This is a genomic window from Bradyrhizobium sp. KBS0727 (assembly GCF_005937885.2).
Lineage (GTDB): Bacteria > Pseudomonadota > Alphaproteobacteria > Rhizobiales > Xanthobacteraceae > Bradyrhizobium.
This window is the reverse complement of record NZ_CP042176.1, coordinates 3,680,463-3,694,600: the sequence shown is the minus strand read 5'-3', so window position 1 is coordinate 3,694,600 and position 14,138 is coordinate 3,680,463. Positions and strand designations below refer to the sequence as shown.

Annotated in this window: 16 protein-coding genes; 6 read left to right on the top strand and 10 right to left on the bottom strand. The window is 63.7% G+C overall.

Going from position 1 to position 14,138, the window contains the following annotated elements:
- Window positions 1-69 precede the first annotated feature (69 nt).
- Window positions 70-468, bottom strand: a complete 399-nt coding sequence (locus FFI89_RS17090) for a RidA family protein (protein WP_138838494.1) — start codon at window positions 466-468, stop codon at window positions 70-72.
- 283 nt (window positions 469-751) lie between these two features.
- Here FFI89_RS17090 and FFI89_RS17085 point away from each other — a divergent pair, with 283 nt between their 5' ends.
- Complete coding sequence (locus tag FFI89_RS17085; RefSeq protein ID WP_138838492.1) at window positions 752-1,630, top strand: DMT family transporter; 879 nt, start codon at window positions 752-754, stop codon at window positions 1,628-1,630.
- Window positions 1,631-1,833: 203 nt separating this feature from the next.
- Window positions 1,834-3,249: a caspase family protein gene (locus FFI89_RS17080; RefSeq protein WP_138838490.1), complete on the top strand. Its 1,416-nt coding sequence runs from the start codon at window positions 1,834-1,836 to the stop codon at window positions 3,247-3,249.
- A gap of 127 nt (window positions 3,250-3,376) precedes the next feature.
- Here FFI89_RS17080 and FFI89_RS17075 read toward each other — a convergent pair whose 3' ends face one another.
- Together FFI89_RS17075 and cysK are read right to left on the bottom strand one after the other, a co-directional pair.
- On the bottom strand, window positions 3,377-3,616 hold the full coding sequence (locus FFI89_RS17075) for a BrnA antitoxin family protein (RefSeq protein ID WP_138838488.1): 240 nt from the start codon (window positions 3,614-3,616) through the stop codon (window positions 3,377-3,379).
- 2 nt (window positions 3,617-3,618) lie between these two features.
- Window positions 3,619-4,596, bottom strand: a complete 978-nt coding sequence (gene cysK / locus FFI89_RS17070) for a cysteine synthase A (RefSeq protein WP_138838487.1) — start codon at window positions 4,594-4,596, stop codon at window positions 3,619-3,621.
- A gap of 233 nt (window positions 4,597-4,829) precedes the next feature.
- On the opposite strand from cysK, the gene FFI89_RS17065 reads away from it, so the two are divergent.
- Entirely contained in the window at window positions 4,830-5,045 is a 216-nt protein-coding gene (locus FFI89_RS17065; protein ID WP_138838485.1) for a hypothetical protein, read from the top strand.
- A gap of 3 nt (window positions 5,046-5,048) precedes the next feature.
- Here the strand turns inward: FFI89_RS17065 and tgt are convergent, their stop codons facing one another.
- Entirely contained in the window at window positions 5,049-6,182 is a 1,134-nt protein-coding gene (gene tgt, locus FFI89_RS17060; RefSeq protein ID WP_138838483.1) for a tRNA guanosine(34) transglycosylase Tgt, read from the bottom strand.
- A 261-nt stretch (window positions 6,183-6,443) separates the two neighbouring features.
- On the opposite strand from tgt, the gene FFI89_RS17055 reads away from it, so the two are divergent.
- Window positions 6,444-7,481, top strand: a complete 1,038-nt coding sequence (locus tag FFI89_RS17055; protein ID WP_138838481.1) for an aspartate-semialdehyde dehydrogenase — start codon at window positions 6,444-6,446, stop codon at window positions 7,479-7,481.
- A gap of 206 nt (window positions 7,482-7,687) precedes the next feature.
- Here the strand turns inward: FFI89_RS17055 and FFI89_RS17050 are convergent, their stop codons facing one another.
- From FFI89_RS17050 to coaD, 6 genes are all read right to left on the bottom strand, one after another.
- A complete protein-coding gene (locus FFI89_RS17050) occupies window positions 7,688-8,140 on the bottom strand; it encodes an ester cyclase (protein WP_138838479.1) in 453 nt (150 codons plus the stop codon).
- A gap of 203 nt (window positions 8,141-8,343) precedes the next feature.
- On the bottom strand, window positions 8,344-9,414 hold the full coding sequence (queA, locus tag FFI89_RS17045; protein ID WP_138838477.1) for a tRNA preQ1(34) S-adenosylmethionine ribosyltransferase-isomerase QueA: 1,071 nt from the start codon (window positions 9,412-9,414) through the stop codon (window positions 8,344-8,346).
- Between the two features lie 120 nt (window positions 9,415-9,534).
- Window positions 9,535-9,999, bottom strand: coding sequence for a peptidylprolyl isomerase (locus FFI89_RS17040; protein WP_138838475.1), 465 nt, complete (start codon window positions 9,997-9,999; stop codon window positions 9,535-9,537).
- Window positions 9,975-10,415, bottom strand: coding sequence for a hypothetical protein (locus tag FFI89_RS17035; protein ID WP_138838473.1), 441 nt, complete (start codon window positions 10,413-10,415; stop codon window positions 9,975-9,977). The genes FFI89_RS17040 and FFI89_RS17035 overlap by 25 nt, the downstream gene beginning before the upstream one ends.
- A gap of 4 nt (window positions 10,416-10,419) precedes the next feature.
- Window positions 10,420-10,983 carry a peptidylprolyl isomerase gene (locus FFI89_RS17030; RefSeq protein ID WP_138838471.1) on the bottom strand — a complete coding sequence of 188 codons (564 nt, stop codon included), beginning with the start codon at window positions 10,981-10,983 and terminating at the stop codon, window positions 10,420-10,422.
- A gap of 38 nt (window positions 10,984-11,021) precedes the next feature.
- A complete protein-coding gene (gene coaD, locus FFI89_RS17025; RefSeq protein ID WP_138838469.1) occupies window positions 11,022-11,519 on the bottom strand; it encodes a pantetheine-phosphate adenylyltransferase in 498 nt (165 codons plus the stop codon).
- A gap of 286 nt (window positions 11,520-11,805) precedes the next feature.
- Here coaD and FFI89_RS17020 point away from each other — a divergent pair, with 286 nt between their 5' ends.
- Window positions 11,806-12,066, top strand: coding sequence for a hypothetical protein (locus FFI89_RS17020; protein WP_138838467.1), 261 nt, complete (start codon window positions 11,806-11,808; stop codon window positions 12,064-12,066).
- A gap of 103 nt (window positions 12,067-12,169) precedes the next feature.
- Window positions 12,170-14,092: a potassium transporter Kup gene (locus FFI89_RS17015; protein WP_138838465.1), complete on the top strand. Its 1,923-nt coding sequence runs from the start codon at window positions 12,170-12,172 to the stop codon at window positions 14,090-14,092.
- Window positions 14,093-14,138 lie beyond the last annotated feature (46 nt).

Sequence of the window (14,138 nt, the reverse complement as noted above, 5' to 3'; positions counted from 1 at the left end):
TCCGACGCGTCGAACCGACGCGAGTGTCCGGCGCCTTTTACGCCTTCTGCTATCCCTTGCTATCCCCTGCTATCCCTTGGGAACGTAGGCGGTAACCTCGATTTCGACCTTGGCGCGCTCGTCGACCAGCCCGCCGATATAGAGCAGCGTCGACGGCGGGAAATTCCGCCCCAGGGTCTCCTTCCAGGCCGCGCCGATGCCGGCGCCCGCGGCTTCATATTCACTGCGGCTGGTCAGATACCAGGTCAGGCGGACGATGTTTTCAGGGCCGGCGCCGGCCTCGGCGAGCAGCTTCATGATCCGCTTCAGCGCGGTGCCGACCTGGGCGGCCATGTCGGGCGCATACTCGCCCTTCTCGTCGCCGCCGGTCTGGCCGGCCAGCACGATCCATTTGCCGGGCCCGTCGATCTCGACGCCATGTGAAAAGCCGCGCGGTTTCGACCATTCCGCCGGTTGCAGGATACGCATCAGATTCTCCCCGTTTTTTCTCTTCCGTCATTCCGGGGCGCGAAGCGAACCCGGAATCTCGAGATTCCCAGGGGTGCAATTGCACCCCTGAGGTTCACGCTTCGCGTGACCCGGAATGACGAACAACGTTATGCGTCCCCCATAGCACCGATCGGCTGCTGTCTCCCACCGTGAAATGGTTGTCGGCAGCATCGCTGCGTCAGCAGATTTGCGCGTTGCAATTCGGCGCGCGCTCGCCGATACCGGCGTCCCCGCCGCCAACTAGGCCAATCGCCCTCCCCGCATGACCCGAACCCCCTCCAAACTGAAGGCTGCGATGTGGATGGCCTGCTGGCTGTCCCTGATGCTGGTCCTGACCGTCGCCGGCCGCGAGGCCATGCGTGAACTGAACGTGTTTCAGCTCATGGAGATGCGATCGGTGCTGGGACTGCTGATGCTCTGTCCGCTGATCCTTGCGCAAGGCGGTTTTGCCGTGGTGAAAACGGCGCGGTTTCCCCAGCATGCCGCGCGCAACCTCATTCACTACAGCGCGCAGCTCGGCTGGTTCTTCGCACTGACGCTGATTCCGATCGGCCAGGTGGTGGCGATCGAATTCACGATGCCGATCTGGACCGCGATCCTGGCCGCGAGTTTTCTCGGCGAGCGGATGACGGCCTGGAAGATTGCCGCGATCGTGCTCGGCGTGGTTGGCGTCGTCGTGATCGTCCGCCCCGCCATGGGCGCGATCAATCCCGGTCAGTTGATCGCGCTCGGCGCCGCCGTCGGGTTCGGGATTTCCATGGCCATGCTGAAGTCGCTCACCCGCACCGAAAGCGCACTGGCGGTGATCTTCTGGATGCTGGTGGTGCAGTCGGCCGCGGGATTGCTGCCGGCGCTCTACGTCTGGACCTGGCCGTCAGCCCACACCTGGGGCTACGTCGTCGTGATCGCCGTCTGCGGCACGTTTTCCCACTACTTCCTCGCCAGGGCGATGCAGTACGCCGATGCCACCGTCGTCGTGCCGATGGACTTCCTGCGGGTTCCGCTGACGGCTGCGGCGGGCTGGCTGATCTATTCGGAGCGGCTCGACATCTTCACCGTGCTCGGCGCCGCCCTGATCCTGACCGGCAACCTGTTGAACCTGAAACCGGCCCGTCCTGTTCCAGCTGCTGCCAGAACCTGATTGCGGTATTCCGGCGGCCGGCTGTAATCTGGATCACGCGCGGAGCCAGGCACGTGCGATAGCCTCCCCGCCGCGCGCACGTTGGCGGTAACGGATTGTTCCCTGGATTTGCGCGGCGTTTTTGCCGCGCGAAGTGCGGCTTTTTCGTGTAATCTCGGCGCAGCGTTGCCGCCAATTTTTTCGATTCTGCCTGGGGATTTCAGATGCGCTACCCGACCCTCATTTTTTCCCTGCTCTGCATGATGCTTTCCGCCGGTGCCGCGAACGCCGAACGGCGCGTCGCCTTCGTGGTCGGCAACGGCGCCTACAAGAACGTCGCCCAGCTTCCGAACCCGCCGGTCGATGCCAAGGCCATGGCCGGCGTGTTGCGCAATGTCGGCTTCGAGGTCGTCGAAGGCACCAACCTCACCCGCGACAAGATGACGGAGAAGCTTTTGGACTTCGGCAAGAAGGCGCAAGGCGCCGACGTCGCCGTCTTCTTCTATGCCGGTCATGGCATCGCCATCAGCGGCACCAATTATCTGCTGCCCATCGACGCCGACATCAAATCGGAAATGGACGTCAAGCTCGGCGCCGCCATCAACATCGACCTCACGCTCGACCAGACCATGAGCGATGCCAAGGTCAAGCTGGTGTTCCTCGATGCCTGCCGCGACAATCCGTTCGCCGCCAAGATCAAGTCGAATTCGGCCACCCGCAGCGTGTCGGTGCAGACCGGCCTTGCCGAGATGAAGTCCGGTGAAGGCACCCTGATCGCGTTCGCGACCGGTCCGGGCCAGACCGCCCTCGACGGCCAGGAAGGCACCAACAGCCCGTTCACGCGCGCGCTGATCGCCAACATTGCGACCCCGGGCGTCGAGATCCAGCAGGCGATGACCAAGGTCCGCGCCCAGGTCAATGAGGAGACCAACAAGGGCCAACTGCCCTGGGGTCACACCAACCTGATCGGCTCGGTCTATCTGAACGGCGCGCCCGCACCCGCCACTGCGAACGGGGCCGCGCCGGCAGCGACGCCGGTCGCCGTTGCTTCCGCGCCGGGATCCGATGTCGAGCTCGAGTTCTGGCGCTCGATCAAGGACTCCAACAAGGTGGAGGAACTCAACGCCTACCTTACCAACTATCCGAACGGTCAATTCAAGCCGCTGGCGCTGTCGCGAATTGCGGCGCTGGAGAACGGCGCGAGCACGACGACCCGCAACCTGACCACCGGCGTCGATCCCGCGACGTTCAGCGAAGCGTCCAACCAGGTCACCGAGGACCAGATCGGCCTCGACAAGGGACAGCGCCGCGACGTGCAGCGTCGCCTGACCGGGCTTGGCTTCGACACCAAGGTGACCGGCAAGTTCGACGAACAGACCCGCGCCGTGATCACGCGCTGGCAGGCCGCCCGCGGCTATCCCGCGTCCGGCTTCCTCAACAAGCTGCAGCACAAGGCCTTGCTGACGGAAATCGTCCCGACGACGCAGTCGGCAAGCTCCAGAGATGACGGCGATCGCCCCGCCCGTCGCCGTCCGAGCGGCGGAGGTGGTGGCGGCGGCGGTCATTATCGCAGCGGCGGCGGAGACCCTGCCGGAGCCGGACGCTTCATCGGCGGTGTGGTGGGCGGAATACTCCGCTAAGCCGCTGCACAGCACTGCAAAAAGCCCGGATCATTTTCCGGGCTTTTTCATTTCGGATTGAGAGAGATTTCAGTCAGCGGTATTTCGACCAGCCATTCGATCAGCCATGGCGCGTCGGTGCGGCGGCCTACTTTCCGGCAGCCTTGCGCAGCGCCTCGTTGATGCGATCTTGCCAGCCCGAACCGCCTTCCTGGAAGAACTCCAGCACATCCTGATCGATGCGCAGCGAAACCAGCTCCTTCACGCCGGGAAGCGCGGCAGGCTTCGCCGGCGCTTCAACCACCTTGGTCGTGGTGCGCTTGAACGCCGCTTCGGCTTCGCTCCGCGCGTCGTTCAGGGTTCTCGGTCGCCTCGGCTGGTCGGCCATCGCTAGATTCCTTCAAACAGTACTGTCGATAGATAGCGTTCCGAGAATGACGGCACGATGGCGAGGATGGTCTTGCCGGCGTTTTCCGGACGCTTGCCGATCTCAAGCGCGGCCGCGATCGCAGCGCCCGAGGAAATGCCGCCCGGGATGCCCTCGTTGCGCGCCAGCGCGCGCGAGGTCTCGATCGCGGTCACGCTGTTGATCTTGACGATCTCGTCGATCACGGAGCGATCCAGAATATCGGGAATGAAGCCGGCGCCGATGCCCTGGATCTTGTGCGGCGTATGCTGGCCGCCCGACAGCACCGGGCTTTCCTCCGGCTCGACCGCGACCACCCGAAGGCTCGGCTTGCGCGGTTTGAGCACCTGGCCAACGCCGGTGATGGTGCCGCCGGTGCCAACGCCGGCCACGAAGAAGTCGATGTTGCCGCCGGTGTCGTTCCATATCTCTTCCGCCGTGGTGCGGCGGTGCACTTCGGGATTGGCGAGGTTCTTGAACTGCTGCGGCATCACGGCGTTCGGCGTCGTCCGTACCAGTTCCTCGGCGGTCGCGATCGAGCCCTTCATGCCTTGCGCTGCCGGCGTCAGCACGATCTCGGCGCCGAGGAAGGCCAGCATCTTGCGCCGCTCGATCGACATCGATTCCGGCATCACCAGCTTCAACCGGTAGCCGCGCGAGGCCGCGACAAAGGCCAGCGCAATGCCGGTATTGCCGGAAGTCGGTTCGATCAGCACGGTGTCGGCGTTGATCACGCCGGCCTTTTCCATCGCGATCACCATCGCCGCCCCGATGCGGTCTTTGACGCTCGCGGCGGGATTGAAATATTCGAGCTTGGCCAGGATGGTTGCACTTACGCCGTGCGCCTGCGGCAGCTTGCGCAAGCGCACAATCGGCGTGTCGCCGACGGCGTCGACGATGGAGTCGAAAACCCGGCCCCGACCGGGACGGTGCACTGCACCAACGGCTAACGCTGCATCCATCACAGACTCCTTTGGCGATGTTTTGCCAACAACTGGCGGCGGTTCCCTACTTAGGAGGTGCCCGCACCCCGACGCAAGCGCGAAACGGCGCCATCAAAAATTCGCTGCGTTGCAAAACAAACCGTGAGCTAAATATCGTAAAACAAACGCATTTGTGTTGCGACATCGTCAAACTAATCGCAGTATGCTTTGGTCGTAAGTCCAATTGAGGTTCAGATCGCAAGGAGGTCACGATGCCAGCAGTTGCTGAAATCCTGTCGACCATCGCGACTCGGCCCGATCCGCGTGGGTGTGATTTACCGACCTGCCCTGTGTGCTGCGACTCCATGGTGGCCGCGGAGGCTTCCGCCTACCTCCAAGACTACATCATCAGCTATCTCTGGACCTGCGATACCTGCGGTTACGGTTTTGTGACCAAGCATTCGGTCAAGAGATTCGCCTGCAACTGAGACTTATCTCGCAGCGATATCACCGCGCGCCCAACCGGCGCGCGTTTGTTTTTTGAATTCCTCAAATGTACCGGCGGCAATCGCATCGCGCATGCCCAGCATCAGTTGCTGGTAGTACGCGACGTTGATGTCCGACAGCAGCATCGCGCCCAGCGTCTCGCCCGACCTGACCAGATGGTGCAGATAGGCGCGCGAATAATCGCGCGCGGACGGCCAGGCGCTCGCCTCGTCGAGCGGCCGCGGATCGTCGGCATGGCGCGCGTTGCGAAGGTTGATCTGGCCGAACCGCGTGAACGCCATACCGTGACGGCCGTTCCGTGTCGGCATCACGCAGTCGAACATGTCGATGCCGCGCGCCACCGCCTCCAGCAGGTCTTCCGGCGTGCCGACGCCCATCAGATAGCGCGGGCGGTCCTGCGGCAACACCGGCGCGGTCTCTTCGATCATCGCCAGCATCACCGCCTGGGGTTCACCGACCGCGAGCCCGCCGATCGCATAGCCATGGAAACCGATCTCGACCAGGCTGCGGGCGCTGGCGCGGCGCAATTCGGGAACGTCGCCGCCCTGCACGATTCCGAACAACATGTAGCCGTCAGGCGCACTTTCAAAGGCGCGCTTGCTGCGCTCGGCCCAGCGCAGCGACAACTGCATCGCGCGTTCGATGTCGGCGCGGTCGGCCGGCAGCCGTACGCATTCGTCCATCTGCATCGCAATATCCGAACCCAGCAGCCGCTGCACCTCGATCGAGCGCTCCGGCGACAATTCGACCTTGGCGCCGTCGATATGCGAACGGAAGGTCACGGCCTTTTCGCTGACCTTGCGCAACTCCGACAGCGACATCACCTGGAAGCCGCCGGAATCCGTCAGCATCGGTCCGTTCCAGCCGGTGAATTTCTGCAAGCCGCCGAGTGTTGCGATCCGCTCGGCGCCGGGCCGCAGCATCAGATGATAGGTATTGCCGAGCACGATATCGGCGCCGGCATCGCGCACCTCGCGCCAATGCAGGCCCTTCATCGCGCCCGCGGTGCCGACCGGCATGAAGGCCGGCGTCCGCACCACGCCATGCGGCGTGGTCAGCTTTCCGGTGCGAGCCGCACCATTAGTACCAAGAAGCTCAAAATGGTTGGGAACAGTCATGTGGGAGCTTATGGCGTGACAGGGCTGCCCTGTTCAACCTCGTTCGGGTAGATTTTCCGCCCAAAACCCGTTGACGGCGGCGCCGGCCTGCCGCATAAGTCCGCGCCATGACGTTTCAGACCAAAAGCACCCTGAAAACCAAAGCGCCCTCTGGGGCCTTCGGAGGCGTGCGCGCGTAGTCGAACGATCGCATCAACTGAACCGAAGCGCCCCGCCTGAAAAGGACCGGGGCTTTTTTATTGCCTGCAGCATGACATCAGAATGGAGACCAAAGTGACCCACGATCCCGTTGTTGCCATTGCCGGCGTGACCGGCGCCGTCGGTGCCGAATTCATCGCCACCATGGACAAGCGCGGATTCCGCGTCGGCAGGCTGAAGGCGCTGGCGAGCGCGCGCTCGGCCGGCAAGACCGTCGATTTCCGCGGCGAGAAGATCGTGATCGAGGAGCTCACCGAGCGCTCCTTCGACGGCGTCGATATCGCGCTGTTCTCGGCCGGCGGCGGTATCTCGCGCAAGTTCGCGCCGATCGCCGTCAAGGCCGGCGCCGTCGTGGTCGACAATTCCTCGGCGTTCCGGATGGACCCGAACGTGCCGCTTGTCATCCCCGAGGTGAATGGAAACCGCATCCGGGATCACAAGGGCATCATCGCCAATCCGAACTGCGCCGCGATTACCGCGCTGGTGCCGCTATGGCCGATCCACCAGAACAACCGCATCAAGCGCCTGATCATCTCGACCTACCAGGCCGCCAGCGGCGCCGGCGCCGCCGCCATGGAAGAGCTGGTGGAATCGACGCGGGCAAGCCTCAACGGACAGGTTTTTACGCCCAAGGTGATGCCGCACCCCTACGCCTTCAACCTGTTCAGCCACAACACCGCCATCGACCCCGAGACCGGCTACAACGACGAGGAGAGCAAGGTCATCAAGGAAACCCGGAAGATCTTCGAGGACGAGCGGATCGCCGTCGGCGTCACCTGCGTCCGCGTGCCGGTACTGCGCGCCCATTGCGAGGCGATCACCTTCGAATGCGAACGGCCGATCACCGAGGACGAGGTGCGCGCGATCCTGGCGCGTGCCCCCGGCGTCAAGATCGTCGATGATCGCGCCGGCAATTACTTCCCGATGCCGGTCGATGCTTCCGGCCAGGACGACGTCCTGGCCGGCCGCATCCGCAAGGACCTCAGCGATCCCTCAGGTCATTCGATCTCGATGTTCGTGTCGGCGGACCAGCTTCTGAAGGGAGCCGCGCTGAACGCGATCCAGATCGCGGAATTGCTGCCGCAGCGCGCGATGGCGTGAGGTAGATTTGTAGGGTGGATTAGGCCAACGGGTCCGCGCAACGCGCGGCCCGATGAGCTCCGCCGTAACCCACCACGACACGGCAAAGAAAGATGGTGGGTTGCCGAGGACGATGATGAACTGGAGGGCTCGACAGTCCTCGGGCGGATTGCGTATCTCAAATGCAGGTCGGCCCCAATTCCTCGGGACCGACCTGGAGACGAACGCTAGGCTGCGATCTTGATCAAGCCCAATTGCTCCAGAGCAGTGACGCCATCGTCGAGGCCGATCTCCTCGACAATCCTGCCATCCTTCAGCTTAAGGACCGTCGTGCCCGTAAACCGCATCGTACGACCGGTGTTCGCCGGCAGCGACCCGGCCAAGAAGTCGGAGAATGCAGGACCCGTGTGGGTTCCGCCTCCCGCCCAGCGGCCGACCACGTAATCGCCTTCCGCGATGAGGTCCGCGATGCCCCAGAAATTGAGATCCGGGAAAGCCTCGCGAAAATCCGTCATGAAGGCCTTGATGTCGTCGCGACCGCGACGTGGTTCATGCAATGAATATTGCAAGAGCATGTCCGGCGAGGCGAGTTCGTCAACGACGGCAAGATTGCATGTCTTGCCCCAGAACTCCGTGAACCAGCGACCCACAATCGCTTTATTGTCATCTACTGTCGGCATCTTTTGATCTCCTGAATTTCCTGTCTCGCGTCTTGTCGCGTGGATCAGGCAGGGATGACCTTCCAATAGCTGCGCAAGAACAACCACCCGATTTCCGAGCGCATGAATCCAAGTCGGCGCTCACCCTTCGGATCGCGCACGTCTCGTACCAGCGTGCCAGCCGCCTCCCGGAGGACGACCTATTGAGATTCCACCCACCCAAACTAGCTGCGAAACAGCAGGCAGGCGTCACCGTAGGAATAGAAGCGGTATCCATCCGCGATTGCATGGGCATAGGCCGCCTTCATGATCTCGAGCCCCGAGAAGGCCGATACCAGCATGAACAACGTCGAGCGCGGCAGGTGGAAGTTGGTGAGCAAAATATCGACCGCACGAAAGCGATAGCCGGGCGTGATGAAGATCGACGTCTCGGCGCTGAACGGCTGGATGGTGCCGTCCTCGGCGGCGGCGCTCTCCAATAGCCGCAGCGACGTGGTGCCGACCGCGACGATGCGGCCGCCCTTGTCGCGCGCCGTGTTCAGCGCCGCGGCGGTGGCGGCCGAGACCGAGCCCCATTCGGCGTGCATCCGGTGCTCGGAGGTCTCGTCGACCTTGACCGGCAGGAACGTCCCTGCCCCGACATGCAGGGTCAGCCGGTGCAATGCGACGCCACGGTCGCGCAGCGCGGCTTCCAGCGTCGGCGTGAAATGCAGTCCCGCCGTGGGGGCCGCGACCGCACCTTCATTGGCCGCGAACATGGTCTGGTAGTCGGCGACGTCGCGATCGTCAGGCGTGCGTTTGGAGGCGATGTAGGGCGGCAGCGGCGGGCTGCCGAGATCGGCAATGGCCTGATCGAGTGTCGGCCCGTGAAACGAGAATGACAGCGTGACTTCGCCCTCATCGCCCTTGGCCTCGACGGACGCATCGAGGTGGCCGAGCAGGCAGACCTTGCCCTCGTTACCGAAGCGGACCACGTCGCCGGCTGCGAGCTTTTTGGCCGGCTTGACCAGCGCCTGCCAGCGCGACCCGTCGAGCCGCTTGATCAGCGTCGCCTCGATCTTCGGCTCGGTCTCGCGGCCGATGCGCCGGCCCTTGAGTTGCGCCGAGATCACCTTGGTGTCGTTGACCACCAGTTGATCGCCCGGCTGCAGCCACTGCGGCAGATCGGCGATGGTGCGGTCATCCAGCTGACCGTCCGGCTGCACCACCAGCATGCGCGCGGAATCGCGCGGGCTCGCGGGCCGCAGCGCGATGCTCGAGGCAGGAAGTTCGAAATCGAAGAGATCGGTGCGCATGGCGCCCCAGGCTAGGGATCGTCATTCCGGGGCGATGCAAAGCATCGAACCTCACCCCGGGGAATCTCGAGATTCCGGGGTCGCATCTGCGATGCGCCCCGGAATGACAGCGTGTGGCGCTTAAGCCGCGTCCAAGGCCATCCGCGCCTTGACGATCTTGTCCGGATCCTTGACCGGCTCGCCGCGCTTGATCTTGTCGACGTTTTCCATGCCCGAGGTGACCTTGCCCCATACCGTGTACTGGTTGTTGAGGAAGGAGGCGTCATCGAAGCAGATGAAGAACTGGCTGTCACCGGAGTCCGGGCTTGCCGCGCGCGCCATCGAGGTGGTGCCGCGGACATGCGGTTCCTTGTTGAATTCGGCCTTCAGCTTCTTGCCGGAGCCGCCGGTTCCGGTGCCGTGCGGACAGCCGGTCTGAGCCATGAAACCTTCGATCACGCGGTGGAACACGATGCCGTCGTAAAATCCCTCACGCACCAGTTCCTTGATGCGGGCGACATGGCCCGGCGCCAGATCGGGGCGCATCTCGATGGTAACGGGGCCCTGCGTGGTTTCAAGGATCAAAGTATTTTCTGTATCAGCCATGCTCGTTTCTCTTCAGGTTTGGGTGGACGTTTGCGGGTTCTGAAAGGGATCGCCAAAGGCCGGCCGGCAACGGCACCGCCCAGTCCCTCGGTAAATGGCAACGGCGTGCAGCGTTGCAATGTCTCCATCACGGCGATCCGGTACCGTAGCCGGTCGTTGTCGCTGGCCTGCTCCGATTCATAGGTGATCCGGGGATGGCCGAGAATGACGCCCTCGCGGTTGAAGCTGACGATCACCGTGATGTCGATGGGATTGGCAGCTGAGAGCGGCGGCGGCTTCCAGCAGGAATGCAGTCGGGCGAAGATATCCTTGAGGCTATCGAGCGGCGGTGGCTCAGCCCACCCCTCGCCGGACCACAGGAGCCACAGCAAGACCGCGGCAAAACACCAAAATGGCTTGCTACGCGTCGCTGCCATCGCCTCACTTGATGTCGGATGCGACTTGCACCTTCACCATCTTGTCGGGGTCGGTGACTTGGCCGCCCGACGATCCCGGAGGCGCCTTCTTCAGCTTGTCGACCACGTCCATGCCGGACACGACCTCGCCGATCACGGTGTACTGGTTGTTCAGGCTCGATCCGTCCGCGAACATGATGAAGAACTGCGAGTTCGCGGTGTCGACGCTGTCGCCGCGCCGCGCCATGCCGACGATGCCGCGCTTGAACGGCACGCTGGAGAATTCCTGCTTGAGGTTCGGGTATTTCGAACCGCCGGTACCGTCGAAATTCTTGCCGTCGCCGGTCTGCGCCATGAAGCCGTCCATCACCCGGTGGAACGGCACGTTGTTGTAGAAGCCCTCGCGCGCGAGTTGCTTGATGCGCTCGGCATGCTGCGGCGCCAGATCGGTCCGCAGCTTGATCACGATGCGGCCCTTGGTGGTGTCGATCACGATCGCGTTCGCCTTGTCGAGATTGGCGGGCAGCGGCTGGGCGATCGCGGGAACTGCGCAGATCAGCGCGGCAACGAAAGCGAGAATACGGATCATGACAACTCCGGGATCAAGAGGTCGGGGTGCGCCGCGCGTCAGCGGGCAAATTTGGTCTTCAGGCTGGCAGCGACTGATGACGGCACGAACGCGGAAACGTCCCCGCCCATCTTGGCGATTTGGCGCACCAGTGTGGCGGTGATCGGGCGGACCGCGACCGAGGCCGGCACGAACACCGTATGCACCTCCGGCGCCATGGTCTCGTTCATGCCCGAAATCTGCATTTCGTAGTCGAGGTCGGTGCCGTCGCGCAGCCCCCGGACCATGATAGTCGCGCCGGCCTTCTGGGCCGCTGTAACCGTCAGATCGTCATAGGTGGTGGCGTCGAAGGCGCAGCCGGCCTTGGCGGCGATCGGGCCGAATACCGCCCGGACCATGTCCAGCCGCTCCTCAGTCGAAAACATCGGGGTTTTGCCCGGATGAACGCCGATGGCGACGATTAGCCGGTCGCAGAGGCCGACGGCGTGTTTGACCACGTCGAGGTGGCCGTTGGTGACGGGGTCGAAAGAGCCGGGATAGAGCGCGATGCGGGGCATAGGTCCCGTCTACCCCGCCCCGGGCGGCCGAGCAAGCCGGCCCGGTTCCCTCCATAGGTTCCTTGGCCGCCCGGCAATTTATTTGGCCTCGGCCAATGAACTAGTCCCGGGGTCAGGGCGTCTGCTTGGCAGCCGGCCTTTGTTTCGTCGGCCAGTGGGCGACGAAACAAAACTCGGCCGGGACGAAACCATTTCCTGGGGTGGTGAAGACACCCGGAAACTTGCGCTGGCTAGAAGTTCACGCAACGAAACGACGGGCCGCGAAGGCCCATGACAGGGGACCGTCATGATCAAGGCTCTTTCCGCAATCGTTGCTGCTGCGTTCGTCGCCACCGCGCTCACCGTGTTGCCCGGCTTTGCTCCGACGGTCGAAGCCAGCGTACCGCAGGCCCTCGCCAAGGCTGACCGGTTGGACGTCCGCGCGGTCGGAAGGGACTGCTCGCAGCAGGCCTGGCCGAACTTCGAGGCTTCCTGCCTGCGCGTTGCCGGTACCAAGGCGGCGCCGATCCGCGAAGCGCGTCTGGTTACCGCCGACCGCACCCCGTAGGCCAGACGGCTTTGTCACGTTGATCCCCATGGTAATTTGCGACGTCTCGTCGCAGACTGGCGGTTGACCGTGCTCCCCGGATGACCCGGCTAGCGCGGTGCCAATGGGGGCCGCGCCAGTGACCAGTACGCCAGTTGCAACCTCCGACCATTCCAGTTTACTGCCCACCGCCGCCACGATCGGCGCCCTCGGCGTCGTCTATGGCGACATCGGCACCAGCCCGCTCTATGCGCTGAAGGAAGCCGCCAAGGCCGCCAGCCATGGCGAGCCGCTGACGCATGCGGCCATCCTCGGTGTGGTATCGCTGATCCTGTGGGCGCTGATCCTGATCATTTCGATCAAATACGCGCTTCTGATTCTGCGCGCCGACAATCGCGGCGAAGGCGGCATCGTCGCATTGCTGGCGCTGCTTCACGCGCGCAATGCCCAGCCGGGGACATGGCGCGCGCACCTATTGGTGGTCGGGCTGATCGGCGCCGCCCTCCTTTACGGCGACGGCGCGATTACGCCGGCGATCTCGGTGCTGAGCGCCATCGAAGGCCTGAAGGTGGATGCGCCGTCGCTGGCGCCTGCTGTCGTACCGATCACGGTCGTGATCCTGATCGGCCTGTTCGTCATGCAGAAGCAGGGCACCCGGGTGATCGGCCAGATCTTCGGCCCGGTGATGGTCGGGTGGTTCGCCGTTCTGGCCGCGCTCGGCGTCCACGGCATCGTCAAGGCGCCGGCGGTGCTCGAAGCCCTCAGTCCGCTCTTTGCCTTCAATTTCCTGATCCACCAGGATTTCCATATCTCCTTCGCGATTCTCGGCGCCGCGTTTCTGGCCGTCACCGGCGGCGAGGCGATGTACGCCGACATGGGCCATTTCGGGCGCTTCCCGATTCGGCTGGCCTGGTTCGCCATCGCCTTGCCCGCGCTGGTGCTGAACTATTTCGGCCAAGCGGGCCTGCTGATTTCAGACCCCACCGCGATCGACAATCCGTTCTTTCAGCTCGCACCCGACTGGGCGCATTACCCGCTGGTCGCGTTCGCGGCGGTCGCTACCGTGATCGCGTCGCAGGCGATCATTTCGGGCGTATTTTCTCTGACCCAGCAATCGATCCAGCTCGGCTTCCTGCCGCGGATGCAGATCCGGCACACCACCAGCGACGCGATCGGGCAAATCTATGTGCCGCTGGTGAACTGGCTGCTGGCCGCCGCCACGCTCGGCGCCGTCCTGAGCTTCGGCACCTCGGACGCGCTGGCCGGCGCCTACGGCATCGCGGTGTCGCTCCTGATGGCGATCACGACGCTATTGGCAGCCCTGGTCGCGATCCAGTGGGGCTATTCGCCGTTCATCGTGATCGCGGTCAACGGCTTCTTCTTCATCATCGACTGCATCTTCTTCGCCGCGAACTCCGTGAAGCTGTTTGAGGGCGGCTGGTTTCCGCTGCTGCTCGCGGCGGCCGTCGCTTTCGTGATGCTGACCTGGCGCAGCGGCGTCAAGCTGGTCGAGGCGGCGCGCGGCAAGCTGCGCCAGCCCGAGGAAGACCTGATCGAGACCGCCGTCAACAAGTGCCATGCGCGGCTGTCGGGCACCGCCGTGTTCCTGGCGTCCTCGCCCAAGGGCGTGCCGCTGGCACTGACGGAGTTCGTCAAGCACAACCACGTATTGCACCAGCGCGTGGTGCTGGTCACCGTGCTGATCGAGGAATCCCCGCGCATCCCGGACGAGGATCGCGCCGAGGTGATCGAGGTTATCCCCGGCATCATGCGCGTCATCCTGCATTACGGCTTCATGCAGTATCCCACGATCTATGACGGCCTGATCCTCGCCTGCAAGCAAGGCAAATTACCCGGCATCGATCTCACCGACATCACCTACTACATCGGCCGCGAGACTATCATCCCGCGCGAGGATATTCCGGGCATGTGGGTGTGGCGGGAATCACTGTTCGCGTTCCTGCAGCGCAACGCCGAACGCACGGCCGCGTTCTTCGGCGTGCCGACCAAGCAGGTGGTCGAGTTCGGGACCGAGATCGAGATCTAGCCGCTCGTCATTCCGGGATGGTCCGAAGGACCAGACCCCCGATGCG